The organism is Rhizobacter sp. P3_C12, from assembly GCF_056402735.1.
Window position 1 is genome coordinate 1 of the sequence record NZ_JBFUGW010000051.1, and the last position, 22131, is coordinate 22131.

Consider the following 22131-nt stretch of genomic DNA (forward strand, 5'->3'; position numbering starts at 1 on the left):
GCCTCGCGCAGCGCGTCGACCGCGCGACGCAGCGACGCGCCCGGGCGTGCCGGCCGCGGCTCGGCCTTCCATGCGCTCGCGTGCACCGGCACCTGCGGCGCGAGCTGCACATCCTTCGGGAGGTCCAGCAGCACCGGCCCGGGCCGCCCGCTGGTGGCCACCCTCAGCGCCTTGCGCAGCAGCGGGACCAGCTGCGCGGCGCTGCGCACCTGCGCGTTCCACTTCGTCACCGGCCGCGAGATGCCGAGCGCGTCGCACTCCTGGAACGCATCGGTGCCGATCGAGGTCGTCGCGACCTGCCCGCTGATGCACAGCACCGGCACCGAGTCGCACAGCGCATCGAGCAGCCCGGTCGTCGTGTTGCTCATGCCGGGCCCCGAGGTCACGAACACCACGCCGATGCGGCCGCTGCTGCGCGCATACCCCTGCGCGGCGTGCACCGCCGCCTGCTCGTGCCGCACCAGCACATGGTGCAGCCGCGGCTCGCGGTGCAGCGCGTCGTACAGCGGCAGCACCGCGCCACCGGGGTAGCCGAACACGGTGTCGATGCCGTGCGCGAGCAGCGTCGCGACCAGCAGGTCGGCACCGTCGGGGATGTGGGCGGGGCTCTGCGCGGGTTGCAGGCAGGCGAGGGCGAGGGGCGCATTCATGCCCGGAAGTTTCTCGTGCGACGCGCAGCAAAGGCTGCTGAAAGTTCGGCGGGTTACGATGCCAGCGGCAAATCCTCCTGCATCCTCAAGAGGTCACAGCATGCAGCTCGACAAGTTCGACATCGCCATCCTGGAAGCGCTGCAGCGCGACGCCCGCATCAGCATGGGCGAGCTCGGCACGCAGGTCGGGCTGACCAGCTCGCCGTGCTGGAGCCGCATCAAGCGGCTGGAGCAGGCCGGCGTGATCGAGGGCTACTCGGTGCGCGTGAACGCGGCCGAGGTCGGGCTGCCCGACACGGTGATCGTGCAGGTCACGCTGGACAGCCACTCCGACGAGGCGCTGTTCGAGTTCGGCCGCGCGCTGGAGGCGATCCCCGAGGTGCTGGAGGCCTTCCTGGTGTCGGGCGACTACGACTACTACGTGCGCATCGCCGTCAGCGACACGCGCGACTACGAACGGCTGCTGCGCGAGCGGCTCTACAAGATCCCGGGGATCCGGCACAGCAAGTCGAGCTTCGTGCTGCGGCAGCTGAAGCAGAGCCTGCTGCCGCTGCGACGCTGAAGAGCCCGTTCGGGCTGAGCTTGTCGACGCCCTGGTTCGATGCGAACAGGCCCTTCGACAGGCTCAGGGCGAACGGAATGGTCAGCCGCTCTTGCGTTTCTGCCACGCGATCAGCTCGCCGACGAAGCCGCGCCGGAACGCGATCACGCACACGACGAAGATCACGCCGATGATCACCGTGACCCACGAGCCGACGCGGTCGGCCAGGTAGTCCTGCAGCCCGATGATCGTGAACGCACCCAGCACCGGCCCGGCGAAGGTGCCCATGCCGCCGAGCAGCGTCATCAGGATCACCTCGCCCGACAGCGACCAGTGCACGTCCGACAGCGTCGCGAAGCCGAGCACGAAGGTCTTCATCGCACCGGCCAGCCCGGCGATGCCGGTCGACAGCACGAAGGCCAGCAGCTTGTAGCGGTCGACGTCGTAGCCGAGCGAGATCGCGCGCGGCTCGTTCTCGCGGATCGCCTTCAGCACCTGGCCGTATGGCGAATGCACGATGCGCAGGATCAGCAGGAACACCGCGACGAACACCGCCAGCACGAAGAAGTACATCGCCAGGTCGTCGGCCATCGGGATCAGGCCGAACAGCTTGCCGCGCGGCACGCCCTGCAGGCCGTCTTCGCCGCCGGTGAACGGCGCCTGCAGGCAGACGAAATAGATCATCTGCGCCATCGCGAGCGTGATCATCGCGAAGTAGATGCCCTGGCGGCGGATCGCGATCAGGCCCACCACCAGCCCGAGCGCCGCGGCCACCAGCGTGCCGGCGATGATGCCGAGCTCGGGCGTCCAGCCGGCGCTGCGCACCAGCCAGCCGGTGATGTAGGCCGCCGAGCCCATGAAGGCCGCATGCCCGAACGACAGCAGCCCGGTGAAGCCCAGCAGCAGGTTGAAGGCGCACGCGAAGATCGCGAAGCACAGCGCCTTCATCATGAACACCGGGTAGATGCCGATGAAGGGCGCGGCCACCAGCAGCGCCAGCAGCGCGCCCCAGGCGATCAGCGACTTGCGCTGGAAGGCGTCGTTCTTGTTCGGTGTGGACACCACGCTCACTTCTCCTTGCCGAACAGCCCGGCCGGCCGGATCACCAGCACGATGGCCATGATCACGAACACCACGATGTTCGAGGCCTCGGGGTAGAACACCTTGGTCAGCCCCTCGACCAGGCCGAGCATCAGCCCGGTCAGGATCGAGCCGAGGATGGACCCCATGCCGCCGATCACGACCACCGCGAACACGACGATGATCAGGTTGCTGCCCATCAGCGGCGTGACCTGGATCACCGGCGCAGCCAGCACGCCGGCCAGCGCCGCCAGTGCCGCCCCGCCGGCGTAGGTGAGCATCACCATGCGCGGCACGTTGATGCCGAAGGCCTGCACCAGCGCCGGGTTCTCGGTGCCGGCGCGCAGCGTGGCGCCGAGCCGCGTCTTCTCGATCAGGAACCAGGTGCCCAGGCACACCGTGAGCGACGCGACGACGACCCACGCGCGGTAGTTCGGCAGCACCATGAAGCCGAGGTTGGTCGCGCCCTGCAGCGCGTCGGGCACGTTGACCTGCTGGCCGGAGACGCCGAACTGGTCGCGGAACACGCCCTCGGCGATCAGCGCGAGGCCGAAGGTCAGCAGCAGGCCGTACAGCGGGTCGAGCTTGTACAGGTGCTTGAGCAAGGTCCTCTCGATCACGACGCCGAGCGCCCCGACGATCACCGGCGCCAGCACCAGCGCGCCCCAGTAGCCGAGGCCCCAGCGCTCGATCGAGAACCAGGCCACATAGGCGCCGATCATGTAGAGCGCGCCATGGGCGAAGTTGACGATGCCCAGCAGGCCGAAGATCACCGCCAGGCCCAGGCTCAGCATCGCGTAGAACGAGCCGTTGACCAGGCCGAGCAGCAACTGGCCGGCGAAGGCCTGCAGGGGGATGCCGAAGATTTCGGTCATGGGGTCACATCACTTCCAGGAAGCGCACTTGCTCTCGGCCTTGGTCGTGAACGCCGCATCGCCCTTGATCGTCTCGACCACGTTGTAGTAGTCCCACGGCTCGGTCGACTTGTCCGGCGTCTTGACCTGCATCAGGTACATGTCGTGCACCATGCGGCCGTCCTCGCGCACCGTGCCGTTCTTCGCGAACATGTCGTTGACCTTGGCCTTGTGCAGCTGCGCGAGCACCTTGTCGCCATCGTCGGTGCCGGTCGCCTTGACGGCCGCCAGGTAGTTCGCGGTCACCGAGTAGTCGGCCGCCTGCAGCGACGACGGCATGCGCTTGACCTTCTCGAAGAACTTGCGGCTCCAGGCGCGCGTCTCGGCATCCTTGTTCCAGTACCAGCTGTCGGTCAGGTACATGCCCTGCGTCGTCTTCAGGCCCAGCGAGTGGATGTCGTTGATGAACACCAGCAGCCCGGCGAGCTTCATCGTCTTCGTGACGCCGAACTCGTTGGCCGCCTTGATCGCGTTGATGGTGTCGCCGCCGGCATTCGCGAGGCCCAGGATCTGCGCCTTGCTCGACTGCGCCTGCAGCAGGAACGACGAGAAGTCGCTGGCCGACAGCGGGTGCTTGACCTGGCCGGTGACCGAGCCGCCGGCCGCCTTCACGACATTGGTGGTGTCGTTCTGCAGCGCCTGGCCGAACGCATAGTCGGCCGTCAGGAAGTACCAGCTCTTGCCGCCGGCACGCACCACGGCGCCGCCGGTGCCCTTGGCCAGCGCCATCGTGTCGTAGGCCCAGTGGATGGTGTACGGGCTGCACTGCTCGTTGGTCAGCGCCGAGCTGCCGGCGCCCACCGCGATGAACGGCTTCTTCTTCTCGAGCGCCACCTTGGACATCGCGAGGCTGGTGCCGGAGTTGGTGCCGCCGATCAGCATGTCGACGCCCTGCGTGTCGAACCACTCGCGGGCCTTGGCGGCGGCCACGTCGGCCTTGTTCTGGTGATCGGCGACGACCAGCTCGATCTTCTTGCCGTTGATCGCGCCGCCCGCATCGGCGATCGCCATCCTGATGGCCTCGACGCCGGCCGGGCCGTCGATGTCGGAGTACAGCCCCGACATATCGGTGATGAAGCCGATGCGGATCACGTCGCCGGAGACCTGCGCGTGGGCAGGGGCGAGGGCGGCGGTGGCGGCGAGCGAGCAGGCGGCGGCGATGTGGCTCAGTTTCATGGAGGTCTCCTTGTGGGGTGGATCTTCGGAATCAGGATTGAAAGGATCAGGCTTGAGAGAGTCAGACGCCCAGGTACTCGTGGAGCTGGGTCAGGCGGTCAGGCAGCTGGGCCTGGGTGAACTCTTGAATGATCTGGCCGTGCTCCATCACGAGGAAGCGGTCGGCCAGCGGCGCGGCGAAGCGGAAGTTCTGCTCCACCATCACGATCGTGTAGCCCTGGCGGCGCAGCAGCACCACCATCTCGGCCAGCTTCTGCACGATGACCGGGGCCAGGCCCTCGGAGATCTCGTCGAGCAGCAGCAGCTTGGCTCCGGTGCGCAGGATGCGCGCGACGGCCAGCATCTGCTGCTCGCCGCCCGACAGCCGTGTGCCCTGGCTGCCGGCGCGCTCCTTCAGGTTCGGGAACATCGCGTAGATTTCGTCGATCGCCATGCCGCCGTCGGCCAGCTTCGGCGGCAGCAGCAGGTTCTCCTCGGCCGACAGGCTCGAGAAGATGCCGCGCTCCTCCGGGCAGTAGCCGATGCCGAGCCGCGCGATGCGGTGCGTGGGCATCGCGATGGCCTCCTGGCCGCGGATGCGGATCGAGCCCTTGCGGCTGCCGGTCAGCCCCATGATGGCGCGCAGCGTGCTGGTGCGGCCGGCGCCGTTGCGCCCGAGCAGCGTCACCACTTCGCCTTCGTCGACGTGGAAGTCCACGCCGTGCAGCACATGCGATTCGCCGTACCAGGCCTGCAGCCCGCGGACTTCGAGAAATCGATCGGCCATGTCAGTGCGCGCCCTGCAGTTCGACGTTGGCGGTGCCCATGTAGGCCTCGACGACCGCCGGGTTCTTCGAGACCTCGGCGTACGGCCCCTCGGCCAGCGTCGCGCCGCGTTGCAGCACCGTGATGGTGTCGGCGATGCTCGAGACCACGCTCATGTTGTGCTCCACCATCAGGATGGTGCGGTTCGCCGACACCTTCTTGATCAGCTGGCGGATGCGGTCGACGTCCTCCAGCCCCATGCCCTGGGTCGGCTCGTCGAGCAGCATCAGCTCGGGCTCCATCGCGAGCGTGGTCGCGATCTCGAGCGCGCGCTTGCGGCCGTAGCTCAGCTCGACGGTCGGCGTGTCGGCATAGCCGGCGAGGTCGACCTCGGCCAGCAGCGCGCGGGCGCGGTCGTTCAGCCCATGCAGCGAGCGCTCCGATTTCCAGAAGTGGAACGAGGTGCCGAGCTTGCGCTGCAGCGCGACGCGCACGTTCTCGAGCACGCTCAGGTGCGGGAACACCGCCGAGATCTGGAACGAGCGGATCACGCCGCGCCGCGCGATCTGCGCCGGCTTCTCGCGCGTGATGTCGGCGCCGTTGAAGAGGATCTGCCCGCGCGTGGGCGTCAGGAACTTGGTCAGCAGGTTGAAGCAGGTCGTCTTGCCGGCGCCGTTCGGGCCGATCAGCGCATGGATGTGGCCGCGCCGGACCTTCAGGTCGACCTGGTTCACCGCGACGAAGCCCTTGAACTCCTTCGTCAGCGCGCGGGTCTCGAGGATGGTGTCTGTGGTGCTCATGGCTGTCGACCTCATGGATTCGCTTCGTGCGGCACGGCCATGCTGCCGCCCAGGCGCTGCGTCAGCTCGCGCGCGACGCGCATCACGGTCTCGCTCTGCTGCGCGGCGACCTGCGGGTCGAGCATCGCCTTCTGCAGGCACACGCCGACGCCGGCGACCGCCTGGCCCGACGCGTCGAACACCGGCGCGCCGAAGCAGTACACGCCCTCGCGCACGCTCTCGTCGTCGGTGCTGTAGCCGCGGCGGCGGATCGCGGCCAGCTCGTCGAGCAGCGCGCCGCGCTCGATCGGCGCGCGGTTCATGAAGCCCGGCAGCCGATCCTGCGGAAAGTGGCCGAGCAGCCGGGCCTCGTCCAGCCACGCGAGCATCGCCTTGCCGGTGGCCGCGCGGTGCGCCGGCAGGCGCATGCCGACGGTGAACGCGAGGCCGAGCGGGCGCACGCCGTTGCGGGCGGCGACGTAGACCACGTCGGCGCCATCGAGCACCGACAGGATCACCGTCTCGGACGGCGCCGCACCGGCCTCGGCCCACAGCGCGGTGAATTCCTGCGCCGGGCTGGTGTGGGCGACGAACGCATGCGCCAGGCCCATCACGCGCGGGCCGATGAAGAAGCAGCCGTCGTCCTCGCGGCGCAGGTAGCCCAGCGCGCTCAGCGTGTTGCACAGCCCGTGCACGCTGCTCTTCGGCAGGCCGAGGCTGGCCGACAGCCGCGCCAGGCTCATCGCCTCGCGCTGCTGCGCCAGCAGGTCCAGCAACGCGGCGGCCCGCGTGACGGCCGGCACCAGGGCCGGCTTGGTCGCGGGAGCGCGGGGATGTCGGGCTTCTTGCAGCATGCGTTGGACAGCGACGCGGCGCAGTGGATGGAGGGGGCTCCGGGGGACTCCGAGGAGAGATACCGTTCAATGGGTTGAACCTGGATCGACCCATCGAACAGCCGGCGCAGTCTAAGAGGGGTCTTTGCGCCGGTGAATGCCGCCGTGGCCGGTTCGCGGGAAAGTCCGCACAGGGTTTGCGCGGGGCTGCTCGCTGCATTTTTTTGAATGGTTGCGACAAGCCGGGTGAACTTCGTCACCTTGACCTGCTCTTAAAGTCGCACTTCACACCCGCAGCTCCGCCTGCCCAAGTGCTTCAAACTGTTTCAAGGTCTTCCATGCGCGCTCCGCCTTCACGCTACGACGCCGTTGCCATCAGCTTCCACTGGCTGCTGGGGCTGGCCATCGTCGCCACGTTCTGCGTCGGGCTGTACATGAGCGGCCTGCCGTTCTCGCCGCAGCGTCTGAAGCTCTTCAACTGGCACAAGTGGTCCGGCGTGACGATCCTCGCGCTGTCGGCGCTGCGCCTGCTGTGGCGCCTGACGCACCGCCCGCCGGCCGACCTGCCGGCACCGGCCTGGCAGCAGCGCGCCTCGCACTGGACGCACGGGCTGCTGTACGGGCTGTTCTTCGCGGTACCGCTGGCCGGCTGGGCGTACAGCTCGGCGGCCGGCTTCCCGATCGTCGTGTTCGGGCTGCTGCCGCTGCCGGATTTCGTGCCGGCCGACAAGGCGCTGGCCGAGACCGCCAAGCAAGTCCATGCGCTGCTCGCCTACGGCCTGGCCGCGCTGGTGCTGCTGCACATCGCCGCGGCACTGAAGCACCAGATCATCGACCGCGACGGCCTGCTCGCCCGCATGCTGCCCGGCGGTTCGCGCTGACCCCTCACTTTCACCGGGAGACCTTCGAATGAAAACCTACCTCACCGTCGCCAGCTTCGCCCTCGCTGCCGCGTTCGCCTTCCCTGCCTGCGCCCAGGCGCAGCAGAAGGTGGTGCCGGCGCAGAGCGAGATCGCCTTCACCAGCAAGCAGATGGGCGTGCCGGTCGACGGCAAGTTCCGCAAGTTCGACGCGCAGGTCGCGTTCGACCCGAAGAAGCCCGAGGCCGCGAAGATCGGCTTCACGATCGACCTGGCGAGCGTCTCGCTCGGCACCGCCGAGACCGAGACCGAAGTCGCCAAGCCGGACTGGTTCAACACCAAGTCGTTCCCGCAGGCCACCTTCCAGTCGACCACGGTCAAGGCCACCGGCCCGGGCAAGTTCGACGTGGCCGGCAAGCTGGCGATCAAGGGCGCGAGCCACGACGTGGTGGTGCCGGTGGTGCTGGCGCAGGCCGGCGGCAACACCACCGCGACCGGCAGCTTCGTGATCAAGCGCCTCGATTTCAAGATCGGCGACGGCGACTGGAAGGACACCTCGATGGTAGCCAACGACGTCACCGTCAAGTTCAAGCTCGCGCTGACCGGCGTGGGCGCCCTCTGATTCACCCCGTTCCCCTTCTGCTGTACTTCACCCACCTCACCAGGACCTCTCCCATGCTGACCAAGACCCTCCTCGCCGCCGCCGCCCTCGCCGCTGCCGGCCTCGCCCACGCCGAAGCCGCGACCTACGCGGTCGACCCGACCCACACCTTCGTGACCTTCGAGGCGAAGCACTTCAACACCAGCACGCTGCGCGGCCGCTTCGACAAGAAGGAAGGCACCGTCTCGTTCGACAAGGCCGGCAAGAGCGGCCGTGCCGAGGTGACCTTCGACATGACCTCGGTCAGCACCGGCGTGCCGGCGCTCGACACACACCTGAAGGGCAAGGACTTCTTCAACGCCGCCGAGGCCCCGACCGCCAAGTTCGTCGGCGACAAGTTCGCCTTCGACGGCGCCGGCAAGGTGACCTCGGTCGCCGGCACGCTGACGATGAACGGCAAGACCCAGCCGGTCACGCTGACGGCCGCGAACTTCAACTGCTACGACAACCCGATGCTCAAGCGCGAGGTCTGCGGCGGCGACTTCGAGACGACGATCCAGCGCAGCCAGTGGGGCGTCAGCTACGGCCTGCAGTACGGCCTGCCGGACAACATCCGCCTGCTGATCCAGATCGAAGCCGTCAAGCAGTAAACGCGACGAAGGAGAACCGGCGCGGCCTGTTCAGGCGGCGCCGGCCTCGAGCCGGAACACCGACATCGCGCCGGCCAGCCGCTGCGCCTGCGCGCTGAGGCTGCCCGCCGCGGCGGCCGATTCCTCGACCAGCGCGGCATTCTGCTGCGTGACGCCGTCGAGCTGCTGCACCGCATCGTTGACCTGGCCGACGCCTTGCGTCTGCTGGTGCGAGGCACCGCTGATCTCGCGGATCAGCGACGACACCTGCGCGAACTGGCGCACCACGCGCTGCATCGTCGTGCCGGCCTCGTCGGCCAGGCGGTGCCCTTGCTCGATGCGCTGCGTGCTCTCGGCAACCAGGCCGCGGATCTGCCGCGCCGCCTCGGCGCAGCGTTGCGACAGCGACCGCACCTCGCTGGCCACCACCGAGAAGCCGCGGCCGTGCTCGCCCGATCGAGCCGCCTCGACCGCCGCATTCAGCGCGAGGATGTTGGTCTGCAGCGCGATGCCGTCGATCACGCCGACGATGGTGCCGATGCGCTCGGCCGCCTGCCCGATCTCGTTCATCGTCGCGACCACCTGGGTGACCACCGTGCCGCCGTGATCGGCCACCTGCGAGGCCTCGGCGGCCGCGCTGTCGGCGAGCCGCGCGCTTTCGGCATTTCCGCGCACGCTGGTGTCGATCTGGTGCAGCGCGGCCGCGGTCTGCTGCAGGTTGGCGGCCTGCTGCTCGGTGCGGTCCGACAGATCCATGTTGCCCTGCGCGATCTGCGCGCTCGCCGTGGCGATGCCGTCGGCCCCTTCGCGCACCTCGCCGACCACGCGCCGCAGGCCGGCCTGCATGTCGACCAGCGCGCGCAGCACGTCGGCCGCTTCGTCGCGCCCGCTGACGCGGATCTCGCTGCACAGGTCGCCGGTGGCGATGCGCGCGGCCGCGCCGCTCGCCTGCTGCAGCGGCCGCGCCACGTCGCGCTGCAGGCGCCACCACACCAGCGCGAACAGTGCGGCGCTGGTGAGCAGCGCGCCGCCCAGCACCGCGAGGGCCGTGCGGTCGTTGGTCGCGACGATGCCGTCGAAGCCGGCGATGTTCTCTTCGGCGAACGCGTTCGAACGCTCGACGGTGCGGTCGACGCCGCGCCGGTGCGCCTCGTAGTGGGCCTGCACCGCCGGCAGCGCGGCGCGTGCCGCGTCGATGCGCCCGTCGCGCAGCGGCTGCAGCACCTGGGCGCGGGCCGCCTGGAAGAAGCGCTGCGCCGCCTCGTGCTGTTCGCCGAGCAGCTCGCGCTCCAGTCCGTAGGGCGGATGGGTACGCCAGTACTCGACGCGGGCGCCATAGGCGTCGAAGAGCGCGTCGAAACCGCGGCCCGCGTCGGCCGGCGCCAGCGTCCCTTCGAGCGCCTGCGACAGCACCAGCCGCGCCTCGATCAGGTACATCGGCGGCGGCAGCACGTCGGCGGTCACGTCCTTCGCGACGAACACCTGGCGCGCCTGCGCCTGCATGCGCTCGCTGCTCCAGCGGGCACTGGCATGCAGCACCAGCATCGCCACCACGAACACGGCCAGGAACAGCAACAACACGGACTTGATCGACTTCATCGCAACACCTCGGCAACACCTGGAACGGCGCCCGAAGCGGGGGCCGTGTCAGGCATTTCGACGTGCTGCCGGTCGCCTTGACCGGGTCATTTGTCCAGGATTTCAGTGGCCCCCGGCCAGCAAGGCCGCGTTGCCGCCGGCCGCCGCGGTGTTGATCGTCAGCGTCTGCTCGGCGCAGAAGCGGTAGAGGTAGTGCGGCCCGCCGGCCTTCGGGCCGGTGCCGCTCAGCCCCTCGCCGCCGAACGGCTGCACGCCGACCACCGCACCGATCATGTTGCGGTTGACGTAGACGTTGCCAATGCGCGCCGCCTGCGCCAGCCGCAGCGCGCGGCTGTCGACGCGCGTCTGGATGCCCAGCGTCAGCCCGTAGCCGAGCGCGTTGACCTGCGCGATCACGTCGGCCGCGTCGCCGCGCCAGCGCACCACGTGCAGCACCGGGCCGAAGATCTCCTGCCGCACGTCGGCGACGCGCGGCAGTTCGAACGCGACCGGTGCGACCAGGCGCGGGAAGGCCGAGGCCACCGGCGCCTCGCCGATCAGCGCCGCGCTGCCGCGCAGCCGCTCGACGTGGCCGCGGATGCCGAGAAAGGCCTCGTCGTCGATCACGGGCCCGACGTCGGTGGAGAGCAGCGCGGGGTCGTCGACGCGCAGCTCGGCCAGCGCGCCGCGCACCATCTCGATCACGCCGTCGGCCACGCCCTCGTGCACGCACAGCAGCCGCAGCGCCGAGCAGCGCTGGCCGGCCGAACGGAACGCGCTCTGCACGACGGCGTCGACCACCTGCTCCGGCAGCGCGGTGCTGTCGACCAGCATCGCGTTGATGCCGCCGGTCTCGGCGATCAGCGGCACGATCGGGCCGTCCTTCGCCGCGAGCGTGCGGTTGATGATCCTCGCGACCGCGGTCGAGCCGGTGAAGCACACGCCGGCGGTGCGTGCGTCGGCGACCAGCGCCGCGCCGACCGTCTCGCCGGGGCCGTGCAGCATCGCGAGCGCGTCGCGCGGCACGCCGGCAACGTGCAGCAGCGCGACCAAGCGCTGCGCGACAGCAGGCGTCTGCTCGGCCGGCTTGGCCGCCACCGCGTTGCCGGCCACCAGCGCGGCCACCACCTGGCCGGCGAAGATCGCGAGCGGGAAGTTCCACGGGCTGATGCAGACGAACACGCCGCGGCCGTGCAGCTGCAGTGCGTTGCTCTCGCCGGTCGGGCCGGGAAGGGTCTGCGGGGCCAGCCGCGCCTCGGCCTGGTCGGCGTAGTAGCGGCAGAAGTCGACCGCCTCGCGCACCTCGGCCACGCAGTCGCCCAGCGTCTTGTGCGCTTCCTTGACGAGCAGGCCGCAGAACTCGGGCAGGCGGGCCTCGAGCGCATCGGCGGCACGGCGCAGCACGGCGGCGCGTTCTGCCAGCGGCACGGCGTTCCAGGCCTCGAAGCCGGCGTGCAGCCGCGCCATCGCATCGGCCACGTCGGCCACGGCGGATTCGCGCACCGGCTCGACGACGGTCGCGGTCACGGCCGCGTCCAGCGGCGCCCGCTCCTCGAGGCAGGCCAGGTCGGCGCCGCGCGAGTTGACGCGCGCGCCGTCGCCATACAGCGCGCGCGGCAGCGGCTGGCCGATCGCGGCCGCCGGCACCAGCGGCGACGCGAGCAACTGCTCAACCGGTACCTCGTCGTCCGACAGCTGGTGCACGAACGACGAATTGGCGCCGTTCTCCAGCAGCCGGCGCACCAGGTAGGCCAGCAGGTCGCGGTGCTCGCCGACCGGGGCGTAGACGCGCACCGGGATGCCGGCATCGCGCATGACTTCTCGATAGACGCCCTCGCCCATCCCGTGCAGCCGTTGCATCTCGAACGGCGCACCGGCCGCCCGCGCCATCTGCAGGATCGCCGCGATGGTGCCGGCGTTGTGGGTCGCGAACTGCGGGTAGATGACGTCCGCATGCCCGATCAGCGCGCGGGCGCAGGCGAGGTACGAGATGTCGGTGTGGTGCTTGTGCGTGAACACCGGGTAGCCGGCCAGGCCCAGCTCCTGCGCGCGCTTGATCTCGCCATCCCAGTAGGCGCCCTTGACCAGCCGCACCATGAACTTCAGGCCGTGCCGGCGGGCGATGCGCGCGACCTCGTCGACCACCTGCAGCGCCCGCGTCTGGTAGGCCTGCACCGCGAGGCCGAAGCCGCGCCATTGCGGGAACTGCTGCGCGATGCGCTCGGCCAGCGCCTCCAGCACGTCGAGCGAGAGTTCCAGGCGGTCGCTCTCTTCGGCGTCGATCGTCAGGTTGATGTTGGCGCGCGCGGCCTGCTCGATCAGCTGCCACACGCGGGGCAGCAGCTCGGCGCCGACCCGCTCGCGCTGCGCGTCTTCATAGCGCGAGAACAGCGCGCTGAGCTTGATCGAGATGCCGTCGGCCGCTTCCGGCCCGGCGGCGACGCGGCCCCCGCCGATCGCCTCGATCGCCTTCGCGTACGACGCCAGGTAGCGGCGCGCATCGGCCTCGGTGCGCGCGCCCTCGCCGAGCATGTCGTAGCTGAAGCGCAGCCCGGCGTGCTGCTTGCGGGCGGCGGCCGCCTCGCCCATCGCCTCGGCGATGTCGCGGCCGAGCACGAACTGCCGGCCGAGCAGCTGGATCGCGCGCACCGTCGCGGCCACCACCGTCTGCGCGCCGAGGCGCTTGAACAGCCCGGCATCGGCGTCGGCCTGCGGCAGGAATTTCTTCGACAGCGAGATCGCGCTGGCCGACAGGCTCGCCAGCATCTGGTGCGGCCCGCCCGACGACGCATCGAATTCCGCCTTGCCGAGCTGGTCGGCCGTCAGCGCGATCGCGGTCTCGGCGTCGGGCACGCGCAGCAGCGCCTCGGCCAGCCGCATCAGCGCCAACCCCTCGGCGCTGGAAATCGGGTATTCCCGCAGCAGCGACTCCATCGCCCAGAACGGTGCCGGCTTGTCGCGCACCGCCTGCACCCAGGGGCGGGCCGCCTGCTGCACCGCCGCCCAGTCCAGCGCCTGCGCGAGGGGTGGCGTCAGGCTTGCTAACAACTCCAGTTCAGCGCGGTACGGGTAGGGCAGGCGGGCGCGAGCCGGCGGCAAAAAAATCATCTTGGGTCACCATTGGTGTTAGTTCTACTAGCGTATCTGCTGATTACATGAATTAATCACCGACAAAAAGCCAGCCCTCGAATTCATTCACCATGAAAAGCAATCACAGCCTGCCTGCCACGCTCGACAAGATCGATGCCCGCATCCTGGGCGCGCTGCAGCAGGACGGGCGCATCTCGAACCTGAAGCTCGCCGAGACGGTGCACCTGTCGCCGACCGCCGTGCTGGAGCGGGTGAAGCGGCTGACGCGCGACGGCTTCATCCTCGGCTACGAGGCGCGATTGAACCCCGACAAGCTCGGCGCGGGAATGATGGTCTTCATCGAGGTGGTGCTCGACCGCACGACGCCGGACGTCATGAAGGCCTTCAAGGCGGCGGTGCAGGTGCGCCCGGAGATCCTCGAATGCCACCTGGTGGCGGGCGGCTTCGACTACTTGATCAAGACGCGCGTGGCCGACATGGGCTCGTACCGCGAGCTGATCGGCTCGGTGATCTGGAGCCTGCCGGGGGTGCGGGAGACGCACACGTATGCGGTGATGGAGGAGGTGAAGAACACCACCGCGCTACCGATCTGACGCCTGTTCAGCGACCGCCGAATATTGCGCTGCCGACGCGCACCATCGTCGCGCCCTCGGCGATCGCCGCGTCGAGGTCGGTCGACATGCCCATCGACAAGGTGTCGAGCGTGAGGCCGCCGGCGTTCAGTTGCTCCAGCAGTTGCCGCAGCGCCCGGTGCGGTACGCGCTGCGCCTCGGGGTCAGCCGCCGGCTCCGGAATCGCCATCAGCCCGCGCAGCCGCACCCCCGGCAGGCCGGCCACCTCGCGCGCCACCTCGGCCACCTCGCCCGGCGCCAGCCCGCTCTTGCTCGCCTCGCCGCTGATGTTGACCTGCAGGCACAGCTGCAGCGGTGCCAGATGGGCAGGCCGCTGCTCGGCCAGGCGCTGCGCGATCTTCAGCCGGTCGACCGTGTGCACCCAGTCGAACTGCTCGGCGACGACGCGCGTCTTGTTGCTCTGCAACGGGCCGATCAGGTGCCATTCGATCTCGCTGCGCAGCTCGGCCAGCGCGGCGATCTTGTCGACGCCCTCCTGCACGTAGTTCTCGCCGAAGCGGCGTTCGCCGGCGGCAAAGGCCTCGCGCACGGCCTGCGGCCCGAAGGTTTTGGTAACACTCAGCAGCGTGACGCTTCGCACGGGGCGTTGTGAGAGCACACACGCCTGCGTGATGCGTTGGTGCACTTGTTGTATGTTCGAAGCAATCGTCGCCATAATTCCCCGAGCCTATCCCAAGCCACCAGGGACACCCGGGAAAGGCGGCGCAGCGAGCCGCGCCGACGAGGTGGCCGCTCACAACCTCTTACAAGCACCCCATGGACATCACCCAACTGCTCGCGTTCTCGGTCAAGAACAAGGCCTCCGACCTTCACTTGTCGGCAGGGCTGCCGCCGATGATCCGCGTGCACGGCGATGTGCGCCGCATCAATGTCGACCCGCTCGAGCACAAGCAGGTGCACGAGATGGTCTACGACATCATGAACGACTCGCAGCGCAAGAACTACGAAGAAACGCTCGAGTGCGACTTCTCGTTCGAGATCCAGGGCCTGGCTCGCTTCCGGGTCAACGCCTTCAACCAGAACCGCGGCGCCGGCGCCGTGTTCCGGACCATTCCGTCGAAGATCCTGACGCTCGAGCAGCTCAACACGCCCAAGGTGTTCGCCGAGCTCGCGCTGAAGCCGCGCGGCCTGGTGCTCGTCACCGGCCCGACCGGCTCGGGCAAATCGACCACGCTGGCCGCGATGGTCAACCACCTGAACGAAAACGAGTACGGCCACGTGCTGACGGTCGAAGACCCGATCGAGTTCGTGCACGAATCCAAGAAGTGCCTGGTCAACCAGCGCGAGGTCGGCCCGCACACGCTGAGCTTCGCGAACGCGCTGCGCTCGGCGCTGCGCGAAGACCCGGACTGCATCCTGGTCGGCGAAATGCGCGACCTGGAAACCATCCGCCTCGCGCTGACCGCCGCCGAGACGGGCCACCTGGTGTTCGGCACGCTGCACACCAGCTCGGCCGCCAAGACCATCGACCGCGTGGTCGACGTGTTCCCGGCCGCCGAGAAGGAAATGGTGCGTTCGATGCTGTCGGAATCGCTGATCGGCGTGATCTCGCAGACGCTGTGCAAGCTGAAGGACGGCAGCGGCCGCGCCGCGGCGCACGAGATCATGCTGGGCACCGCGGCCATCCGCAACCTGATCCGCGAGAACAAGATCGCGCAGATGTATTCATCGATCCAGACCGGCAACACCGTGGGCATGCAGACGCTCGACCAGAACCTGTCGGACCTGGTTCGCCGCAACATCATCTCGCCGGCCGAAGCGCGCTCGAAGGCGAAGTTCCCCGAAAACTTCCCCGGCTGATCCGCCCCCAGGTGCCGCGTGAAACGACTCTTTGATCGCCTGAAGCGCGGCGGCGACGACACGCCCGCGGTGTCGAAGGAAGACGCAGGCCTCAGCGAATCCGGCTTCTTCTCGACCCAGTTCGCCGACCGCGCCGAAGACACGCAGGAGCTGGCCACCTGGGCCGCGCGCGCCCCGGCGGTGGGCGCCACCCCGATCGAGCGCAAGCAGGCCGAGCCGCTGTTCGCCCGGCTGTGGGGCGCCGACCGCTACGTGGCGGCACTCAGCCCCGACGAGCTGCAGCGCATGAGCCAGTACCTGCAGTTCGTGCAGGTGCCGGCCAACAAGGAAGTGATCGGCCAGGACGAGCAGGGCGACTACATGCTGATCGTGCTCGACGGCACGCTGGCCGTCGACCGCATCCAGCCCTGGGGCGGGCGGGCCCGGCTGGCCGAGGCGCGGGCCGGCGACATGCTGGGCGAGATGTCGCTGCTCGACGCGGGCGCCCGCTTCTCCGCCTGCACCACGCTGACGCCGTGTACCCTCGCGGTGGTGGATGCGCAGCGATTGGATGAGATGATCATGTTCGAGCCGCGACTCGGCCTGGCCCTGCTGGCCTCGCTGTCGCGGCGTTTGTCATTGCGTTTGCGGCAGGTCAGCGCCCGGCTGAGTGCCTTGTTGTCCAGCACCTGACGGGCCAGAGGAAGCATCATGGAAAGAGACCAGGCATCGAAATTCGTCAACGACCTGCTGCGCCTGATGGTGTCGCGCAACGGGTCCGACTTGTTCCTCACCGCGGACTTCCCGCCGGCCATCAAGGTCGACGGCAAGGTCACCAAGGTGTCGCCGCAGCCGCTGACCGGCCAGCACACACTGGCATTGACGCGCTCGGTGATGAACGACAAGCAGGCCGCCGAGTTCGAGCGCACCAAGGAGTGCAACTTCGCGATCTCGCCGCAGGGCATCGGCCGCTTCCGCGTGAATGCCTTCGTGCAGCAGGGCCATGTCGGGCTGGTGATGCGGACGATTCCGCAGACGCTGCCGACCATCGACAGCCTGAACCTGCCGCAGGTGCTGAAGGACGTGACGATGACCAAGCGCGGTCTCGTGATCTTCGTCGGCGCCACCGGCTCGGGCAAGAGCACCTCGCTGGCGGCGATGGTCGACTTCCGCAACGAGAACTCGTACGGCCACATCATCACGATCGAAGACCCGGTCGAGTTCGTGCACCCGCACAAGAACTGCATCGTCACGCAGCGCGAGGTCGGCCTCGACACCGAGGGCTGGGGCCAGGCGCTGAAGAACACGCTGCGCCAGGCGCCCGACGTGATCCTGATGGGCGAAATCCGCGACCGCGAGACCATGGAGCACGCGGTGGCATTCGCCGAGACCGGCCACCTGTGCATGGCCACGCTGCACGCCAACAGCGCCAACCAGGCGCTCGACCGGATCATCAACTTCTTCCCCGAAGAACGCCGCGCCCAGCTGCTGATGGACTTGTCGCTGAACCTGAAATCGCTGGTGTCGCAGCGCCTGCTGCCGCGCCAGGAAGGCCGCGGGCGGATCGCCGCGGTGGAGATCATGCTGAACACGCCGCTGATCTCCGAGCTGATCTTCAAGGGCGAGGTCTCCGAGATCAAGGAGATCATGAAGAAGTCGCGCGAGCTGGGCATGCAGACCTTCGACCAGAGCCTGTTCGACCTCTACGAGAACCACCTGGTGACCTACGAAGACGCGCTGCGCAACGCCGATTCGGTGAACGACCTGCGGCTGCAGATCAAGCTGAACAGCAACCGCGCGCGCAGCAGCGACCTGTCGGCCGGCACCGAACACCTGACCATCGTCTGAGGACACGCCCGCGATGAGCACCAAGACCTACGAGCCGATCGCCGCGCAGACCGTGGCCTTCCTGGGCCTGGGCGTGATGGGCCACCCGATGGCCGGGCACCTGGCGCGCGCCGGGCACCGCGTGACCGTCTACAACCGCACCGCGGCCAAGGCGGCGCAGTGGGTGAAGGAATATGGCGGCGCGAGCGCCGCGACGCCGAAAGCCGCGGTGGCCGGCGCCGACCTGGTGTTCGCCTGCGTCGGCAACGACGACGACCTGCGCGCGGTGACCACCGGGCCCGAAGGCGCCTTCGCCGGCATGAAGCCGGGGGCGATCTTCGTCGACCACACCACCGCCTCGGCCGAGGTGGCGCGCGAGCTCGATGCCGCCGCCCGCCCGCTCGGCCTGCACTTCATCGATGCGCCGGTGTCCGGCGGCAACCTGGGCGCGATCAACGGCGCGCTGACCGTGATGTGCGGCGGTGAGGCCGGCGCGTTCGCGAAGGCCCAGCCGGTCGCGATGGCGTTTGCGAAGGCCGTCACGCTGCTCGGCGAGAGCGGTGCCGGCCAACTGGCCAAGATGGTGAACCAGATCTGCATCGCCGGGCTGGTGCAGGGCCTGGCCGAGGCGGTCGCGTTCGGCCAGAAGGCCGGGCTCGACATGAAGGCCGTGCTCGGCGTGATCGGCAAGGGCGCCGCGCAGAGCTGGCAGATGGACAACCGCGGGCCGACGATGATCGACGGCAAGTTCGACTTCGGCTTCGCGGTCGACTGGATGCGCAAGGACCTGGGCCTGGTGCTCGACGAGGCCAAGCGCAACGGCGCGCGGCTGCCGGTCACCGCGCTGGTCGACCAGTTCTATGCCGACGTGCAGGCCACCGGCGGCCAGCGCTGGGACACCTCCAGCCTCATCACCCGACTCAAGTAAGGCCCGTCAAGGCCTGCTCTGATCAGGGCTTGTTCGACGACGTCGCCGGCTTCGGCGGGTCGGCCGGGCGCAGCCGCGCGAGTTCGTCTTCGCTGACGATCTCGAACACCCGCACCACCTTCTGCACGCCGCTGATGCTGCGCGCCAGGTCGGTCGCGCGGTCGGCCTCGCGCTGCGTGACGACGCCCATCAGGTAGACGGTGCCGCGCTCGGTGACCACCTTGAACGCGTTGGCCATCACGTCGCGCGCATCGATCAGCGTCGCCTTGACCTTGCTGGTGAGCAGCGCATCGCTCGCGCCGCTGCGGCTGAAGGTGTTGTTGCCGGCCAGCGTGATCTCGTTGACGACGGTGCGCACGTTCTCGAGCTGCGTCACGGCCTGTTCGGCGGCGGCTTTCTCGGTGTCGGTCTGCACCTCGCCGGTCAGCAGCACCATGCGGTTGTAGCTGGTGATGCTGACGCGCGATTTCTGCTGATCGGTGACCTCGCTCAGGCGCTTGCCGCCCTTCAGCTCGATGGACTGGTCTTCGATCTGGGCGCCGGAGGTGCGGCGGTCGGTCGCGACCAGCGTGCCGCCGACCATCGCGCCGCCGATGAAGAAGGCGGCGCAGCCGGACAGGCTGGAGGTGGCCACGACGGCGGCCACGACGACGGTGAGGGGAGAAAAGCGAGAGAGGGACGAGAGAGACTTCATGTGTTTTCCTGTTCACCCAGCAATTGCAGATCGACCGCATCGCACAGGCAATGCAGCGCGAGGATGTGGACTTCCTGGATGCGCGCGGTGCGTTCGTGGGGCACGCAGATGTGCACGTCGGTTTCGGTGAGTTCGCCCGCCATCTTGCCGCCACCGCGGCCGGTGAGGGCGATCACGGTCATCTCCTTCGCGTGGGCGGCCTCGACCGCGGCCAGCACGTTGGCGGAGTTGCCGCTGGTGGTGATCGCGATCAGCACGTCGCCGGGGGCGCCGAGCGCCTGCACCTGCTTCGAGAAGATCACGTTGAAATCGTAGTCGTTGCCGATCGCCGTCAGGATCGACGTGTCGGTGGTCAGCGCGATCGCGGCGAGGCCAGGGCGTTCGCGCTCGAAGCGGCCGACGAACTCGGCCGCGAAGTGTTGGGCATCGCTCGCCGAGCCGCCGTTGCCGCAGGCCAGCACCTTGCCGCCGGAGGTGATGCTGCCGACGACGGCACTGACGGCATCGGCGATGGGACGGGAGAGGATCTCGGCGGCGGCGTACTTCAGGTCGGCGCTGTCGAAGAATTGTTGCTGGATTCGTTGTTCAAGCATGGGCATGGATCATATGACACGGGTGCACCAGCTTGGTTCCGAGGGGTGTGACCGCCCGCTCAACCCCTTTCAACCTGCATCGAAGGCCGCCTTCAGCCATTCCAGGTGCTCGCCATCGATGGCCACCACGTCGAAGCGGCAGGGCGGCAGGGTCGGGTAGCTGCGCAGGAAATGGTGCGCCGCGAAGATGACACGACGTTGCTTGATGCCCCCGACGCTTGCTGCCGCGCCGCCGTGGCCGAGCCGGGCGCGGGCCCGCACCTCGACGAACACCAGCGTGCCGTCGCGCTCGCGCAGGATCAGGTCGACCTCGCCGCCGCGGGCGCGCGGGCCGGCCGCGACCCGATAATTGCGCCGCACCAGCACGAGGCCGTGACGCAGCAGGTGCGCGAGCGCCCGGGCCTCGCCGTCGTCTCCCACCTCCTTCGTCGTCTGGACCATCGTGACCCTGGACTCATCGTTGTTGCTGAAGGCTGCCGAAGCGGCGGCGGGCGCGCAGCAGTATCCCGCCGGCGCGCTCTATGTGGTCGCGACGCCGATCGGCAACCTGGCCGACATCACCTTGCGCGCGATCCACGTGCTGTCGCTGGTCGACGCGGTGGCCTGCGAGGACACGCGGCACAGCGCGCAGCTGATGCGCCACCTGGGGCTCGACAAGCCGCTGCTCGCGGTGCACGAGCACAACGAGCGCGAGGCGGCGCAGGCGGTGCTGGCACGGCTGGCGCGGGGTGAGCGGGTGGCGTATGTGAGCGATGCGGGGACGCCGGCGGTGAGCGATCCGGGGGCGGTGCTGGTGGCTGCTGCGCAGGGGGCGGGGTACCGGTGCGTGCCGCTCCCGGGCGCCAGCAGTGCGTTGGCGGCGTTGAGCGTGGCGGGGGATGCCGTCACGGGCGGCTTCGAGTTCGTCGGCTTCCTGCCGGCGAAGGGTGGGGAGCGGCAGCGTGCGCTGTCTGCGGTGGCGGCGCGTGCCACTGCGCAGGTGCTGTTCGAGGCGCCGCATCGGATCGAGGCGTTGGCAACCGCGATGGCCGCCGCGTGCGGTGCGCGACCGCTGACGGTGTGCCGCGAGCTGACCAAGCAGTTCGAGGGCGTCGCGACGATGCCGGCCGATCAACTGCCGGCATGGCTTGCCGCGGACGCCAACCGCGTGCGTGGCGAATTCGTGCTCGTGCTCCATGGGCAAGCGCAGGCCGTCGGCGATGACGAAGCGCACGCCACCACGACGCTGCAAACACTGCTCGCGGAATTGCCACTCAAGCAAGCCGTGTCGCTGGCGGCCAGCCTGACGGGTCAACCCCGCAATGTGCTGTATGAGCAGGCGCTGCGGCTCAAGCGCGAAGGCGAGGGTGCCGGCGAGGTGTGAGCTATTGCTGGCGATGTTCGTCCTCCAGTTGCAGGATGCCGATCATCTCGTCGATCTCCTCGTAAGCGTTCGCCTTCGCTCCCTCTTCGTCCCGAGCATGTTCGGAACGAGCGCCGTGGAAGGTCCTCGCCGCCAGTTGGTCCCTCTTCTGCTGAAGCAGTCCCAGGCCTTGCTTCGCTGCCTCGTACTGGCGCTTGAGGCCGTCGACCTCCTCGCGCTTGAAGCCGAGCTTGAGATCCAGGTATTCCAAACGCGCATTGGCAGGATCACCCCGCGTCGCCGTGGAAACCTCGGAACGGCCTGGCATGAGGCGGCGCGACTCGCGCGGGGTCTTGCTCCTTGGACTTGCCACGCGCGGCGTATCGGGAAGGACACGCGGCGTCGACGCCAGCACCGGCTTCTTCGCGCCATGGCGGTGTGGCGACGTGGCGGGTCGTGGTGATTGCGAGATGCGCGGAGAAGGATGGGAAGCCTTGTCTTCGGCGGGCAGGTCCAACGGAGGAATTCCCAGTCGTGTCAACTGCTGCTTCTGCGCCAAGATCTGATCCTGCGTCAGATCTTTGACAGTCAATCCCTCGTTCTCCGATCCCCCCGCCTCTTCTTCCAGCTTCTTCCTTTGCGCCTTCGTCAGCCTCACGGGTGTGATAACCACTTCCTGCCCTCGTGGCACTTCCAACTTCTTGAAGCCACCCATCTGAGACACGACGGTGTCCTTGGAATTCCTGCGTTCCAGGGAGAGCTTCTTCACACTCTTCTTGCTGGCTGTCTTCTCCGGCGAGCGCGGGCTCTTGATGATCCGTGGCGATGCTGGTGGAAACCGGGTGGTGCTCAAGGAAACTC

At 68.7% G+C, this 22131-nt stretch carries 24 protein-coding genes; 10 read left to right on the plus strand and 14 right to left on the minus strand.

What is annotated here, in order from left to right:
• The coding region (locus AC1DXV_RS10870) for a thiamine pyrophosphate-binding protein (protein ID WP_477933539.1) at window positions 1-650 on the minus strand (650 nt) is incomplete at its 3' end.
• A 100-nt stretch (window positions 651-750) separates the two neighbouring features.
• Between AC1DXV_RS10870 and AC1DXV_RS10875 the strand changes: the two genes are divergently transcribed.
• The gene (locus AC1DXV_RS10875) at window positions 751-1212 is read left to right on the plus strand and encodes an Lrp/AsnC family transcriptional regulator (RefSeq protein WP_047510836.1); all 462 of its coding nucleotides are present in this window, start codon (window positions 751-753) and stop codon (window positions 1210-1212) included.
• A gap of 81 nt (window positions 1213-1293) precedes the next feature.
• On the opposite strand, the gene AC1DXV_RS10880 is transcribed toward AC1DXV_RS10875, so the two are convergent.
• From AC1DXV_RS10880 to AC1DXV_RS10905, 6 genes are all read right to left on the minus strand, one after another.
• A complete protein-coding gene (locus tag AC1DXV_RS10880; RefSeq protein WP_465110801.1) occupies window positions 1294-2211 on the minus strand; it encodes a branched-chain amino acid ABC transporter permease in 918 nt (305 codons plus the stop codon).
• A gap of 47 nt (window positions 2212-2258) precedes the next feature.
• Window positions 2259-3146, minus strand: coding sequence for a branched-chain amino acid ABC transporter permease (locus AC1DXV_RS10885; protein WP_477865901.1), 888 nt, complete (start codon window positions 3144-3146; stop codon window positions 2259-2261).
• A 9-nt stretch (window positions 3147-3155) separates the two neighbouring features.
• Window positions 3156-4361: an ABC transporter substrate-binding protein gene (locus tag AC1DXV_RS10890; protein WP_477865902.1), complete on the minus strand. Its 1206-nt coding sequence runs from the start codon at window positions 4359-4361 to the stop codon at window positions 3156-3158.
• A 61-nt stretch (window positions 4362-4422) separates the two neighbouring features.
• Entirely contained in the window at window positions 4423-5127 is a 705-nt protein-coding gene (locus AC1DXV_RS10895; RefSeq protein ID WP_477933541.1) for an ABC transporter ATP-binding protein, read from the minus strand.
• 1 nt (window position 5128) lies between these two features.
• Window positions 5129-5905 carry an ABC transporter ATP-binding protein gene (locus tag AC1DXV_RS10900; RefSeq protein WP_477865904.1) on the minus strand — a complete coding sequence of 259 codons (777 nt, stop codon included), beginning with the start codon at window positions 5903-5905 and terminating at the stop codon, window positions 5129-5131.
• An 11-nt stretch (window positions 5906-5916) separates the two neighbouring features.
• Window positions 5917-6738: an IclR family transcriptional regulator gene (locus AC1DXV_RS10905; RefSeq protein ID WP_477933543.1), complete on the minus strand. Its 822-nt coding sequence runs from the start codon at window positions 6736-6738 to the stop codon at window positions 5917-5919.
• A gap of 317 nt (window positions 6739-7055) precedes the next feature.
• Between AC1DXV_RS10905 and AC1DXV_RS10910 the strand changes: the two genes are divergently transcribed.
• From AC1DXV_RS10910 to AC1DXV_RS10920, 3 genes are read left to right on the plus strand one after another with little or no spacing between them, the layout of a single operon-like run.
• The gene (locus tag AC1DXV_RS10910; RefSeq protein WP_477865906.1) at window positions 7056-7598 is read left to right on the plus strand and encodes a cytochrome b; all 543 of its coding nucleotides are present in this window, start codon (window positions 7056-7058) and stop codon (window positions 7596-7598) included.
• 28 nt (window positions 7599-7626) lie between these two features.
• The gene (locus AC1DXV_RS10915) at window positions 7627-8199 is read left to right on the plus strand and encodes a YceI family protein (protein ID WP_477865907.1); all 573 of its coding nucleotides are present in this window, start codon (window positions 7627-7629) and stop codon (window positions 8197-8199) included.
• A gap of 53 nt (window positions 8200-8252) precedes the next feature.
• A complete protein-coding gene (locus AC1DXV_RS10920) occupies window positions 8253-8828 on the plus strand; it encodes a YceI family protein (RefSeq protein WP_047510848.1) in 576 nt (191 codons plus the stop codon).
• A 30-nt stretch (window positions 8829-8858) separates the two neighbouring features.
• On the opposite strand, the gene AC1DXV_RS10925 is transcribed toward AC1DXV_RS10920, so the two are convergent.
• A complete protein-coding gene (locus AC1DXV_RS10925; protein WP_477933545.1) occupies window positions 8859-10406 on the minus strand; it encodes a methyl-accepting chemotaxis protein in 1548 nt (515 codons plus the stop codon).
• Between the two features lie 102 nt (window positions 10407-10508).
• Window positions 10509-13493 (minus strand): L-glutamate gamma-semialdehyde dehydrogenase, encoded by a 2985-nt coding sequence (locus AC1DXV_RS10930; RefSeq protein ID WP_477933547.1) that lies wholly within the window; start codon window positions 13491-13493, stop codon window positions 10509-10511.
• Window positions 13494-13585: 92 nt separating this feature from the next.
• On the opposite strand from AC1DXV_RS10930, the gene AC1DXV_RS10935 reads away from it, so the two are divergent.
• Entirely contained in the window at window positions 13586-14068 is a 483-nt protein-coding gene (locus AC1DXV_RS10935) for an Lrp/AsnC ligand binding domain-containing protein (RefSeq protein ID WP_047510853.1), read from the plus strand.
• Window positions 14069-14075: 7 nt separating this feature from the next.
• On the opposite strand, the gene AC1DXV_RS10940 is transcribed toward AC1DXV_RS10935, so the two are convergent.
• Window positions 14076-14762, minus strand: a complete 687-nt coding sequence (locus AC1DXV_RS10940; RefSeq protein ID WP_477864395.1) for a YggS family pyridoxal phosphate-dependent enzyme — start codon at window positions 14760-14762, stop codon at window positions 14076-14078.
• A gap of 101 nt (window positions 14763-14863) precedes the next feature.
• Here AC1DXV_RS10940 and AC1DXV_RS10945 point away from each other — a divergent pair, with 101 nt between their 5' ends.
• The 4 genes from AC1DXV_RS10945 to AC1DXV_RS10960 are packed head-to-tail and all read left to right on the plus strand — an operon-like array spanning window position 14864 to window position 18641.
• Window positions 14864-15907, plus strand: coding sequence for a type IV pilus twitching motility protein PilT (locus tag AC1DXV_RS10945; protein WP_056804275.1), 1044 nt, complete (start codon window positions 14864-14866; stop codon window positions 15905-15907).
• A gap of 18 nt (window positions 15908-15925) precedes the next feature.
• A complete protein-coding gene (locus AC1DXV_RS10950; RefSeq protein ID WP_082004502.1) occupies window positions 15926-16579 on the plus strand; it encodes a cyclic nucleotide-binding domain-containing protein in 654 nt (217 codons plus the stop codon).
• A gap of 18 nt (window positions 16580-16597) precedes the next feature.
• Complete coding sequence (locus AC1DXV_RS10955; protein ID WP_047508148.1) at window positions 16598-17734, plus strand: PilT/PilU family type 4a pilus ATPase; 1137 nt, start codon at window positions 16598-16600, stop codon at window positions 17732-17734.
• 13 nt (window positions 17735-17747) lie between these two features.
• Window positions 17748-18641 (plus strand): NAD(P)-dependent oxidoreductase, encoded by an 894-nt coding sequence (locus AC1DXV_RS10960; RefSeq protein ID WP_477933549.1) that lies wholly within the window; start codon window positions 17748-17750, stop codon window positions 18639-18641.
• 22 nt (window positions 18642-18663) lie between these two features.
• On the opposite strand, the gene AC1DXV_RS10965 is transcribed toward AC1DXV_RS10960, so the two are convergent.
• The 3 genes from AC1DXV_RS10965 to AC1DXV_RS10975 form a co-directional block, all read right to left on the minus strand.
• Window positions 18664-19335, minus strand: a complete 672-nt coding sequence (locus AC1DXV_RS10965) for a BON domain-containing protein (RefSeq protein ID WP_477864397.1) — start codon at window positions 19333-19335, stop codon at window positions 18664-18666.
• On the minus strand, window positions 19332-19928 hold the full coding sequence (locus tag AC1DXV_RS10970) for a phosphoheptose isomerase (RefSeq protein ID WP_477864398.1): 597 nt from the start codon (window positions 19926-19928) through the stop codon (window positions 19332-19334). Before AC1DXV_RS10970 ends, AC1DXV_RS10965 begins: the two co-directional genes overlap by 4 nt.
• Before the next feature lie 69 nt (window positions 19929-19997).
• Window positions 19998-20369 (minus strand): YraN family protein, encoded by a 372-nt coding sequence (locus tag AC1DXV_RS10975; RefSeq protein ID WP_477864399.1) that lies wholly within the window; start codon window positions 20367-20369, stop codon window positions 19998-20000.
• A gap of 1 nt (window position 20370) precedes the next feature.
• On the opposite strand from AC1DXV_RS10975, the gene rsmI reads away from it, so the two are divergent.
• Window positions 20371-21291 carry a 16S rRNA (cytidine(1402)-2'-O)-methyltransferase gene (gene rsmI / locus AC1DXV_RS10980; RefSeq protein ID WP_477864400.1) on the plus strand — a complete coding sequence of 307 codons (921 nt, stop codon included), beginning with the start codon at window positions 20371-20373 and terminating at the stop codon, window positions 21289-21291.
• A 1-nt stretch (window position 21292) separates the two neighbouring features.
• Here the strand turns inward: rsmI and AC1DXV_RS10985 are convergent, their stop codons facing one another.
• Complete coding sequence (locus AC1DXV_RS10985; RefSeq protein ID WP_477864401.1) at window positions 21293-22123, minus strand: hypothetical protein; 831 nt, start codon at window positions 22121-22123, stop codon at window positions 21293-21295.
• Window positions 22124-22131: the final 8 nt, after the last annotated feature.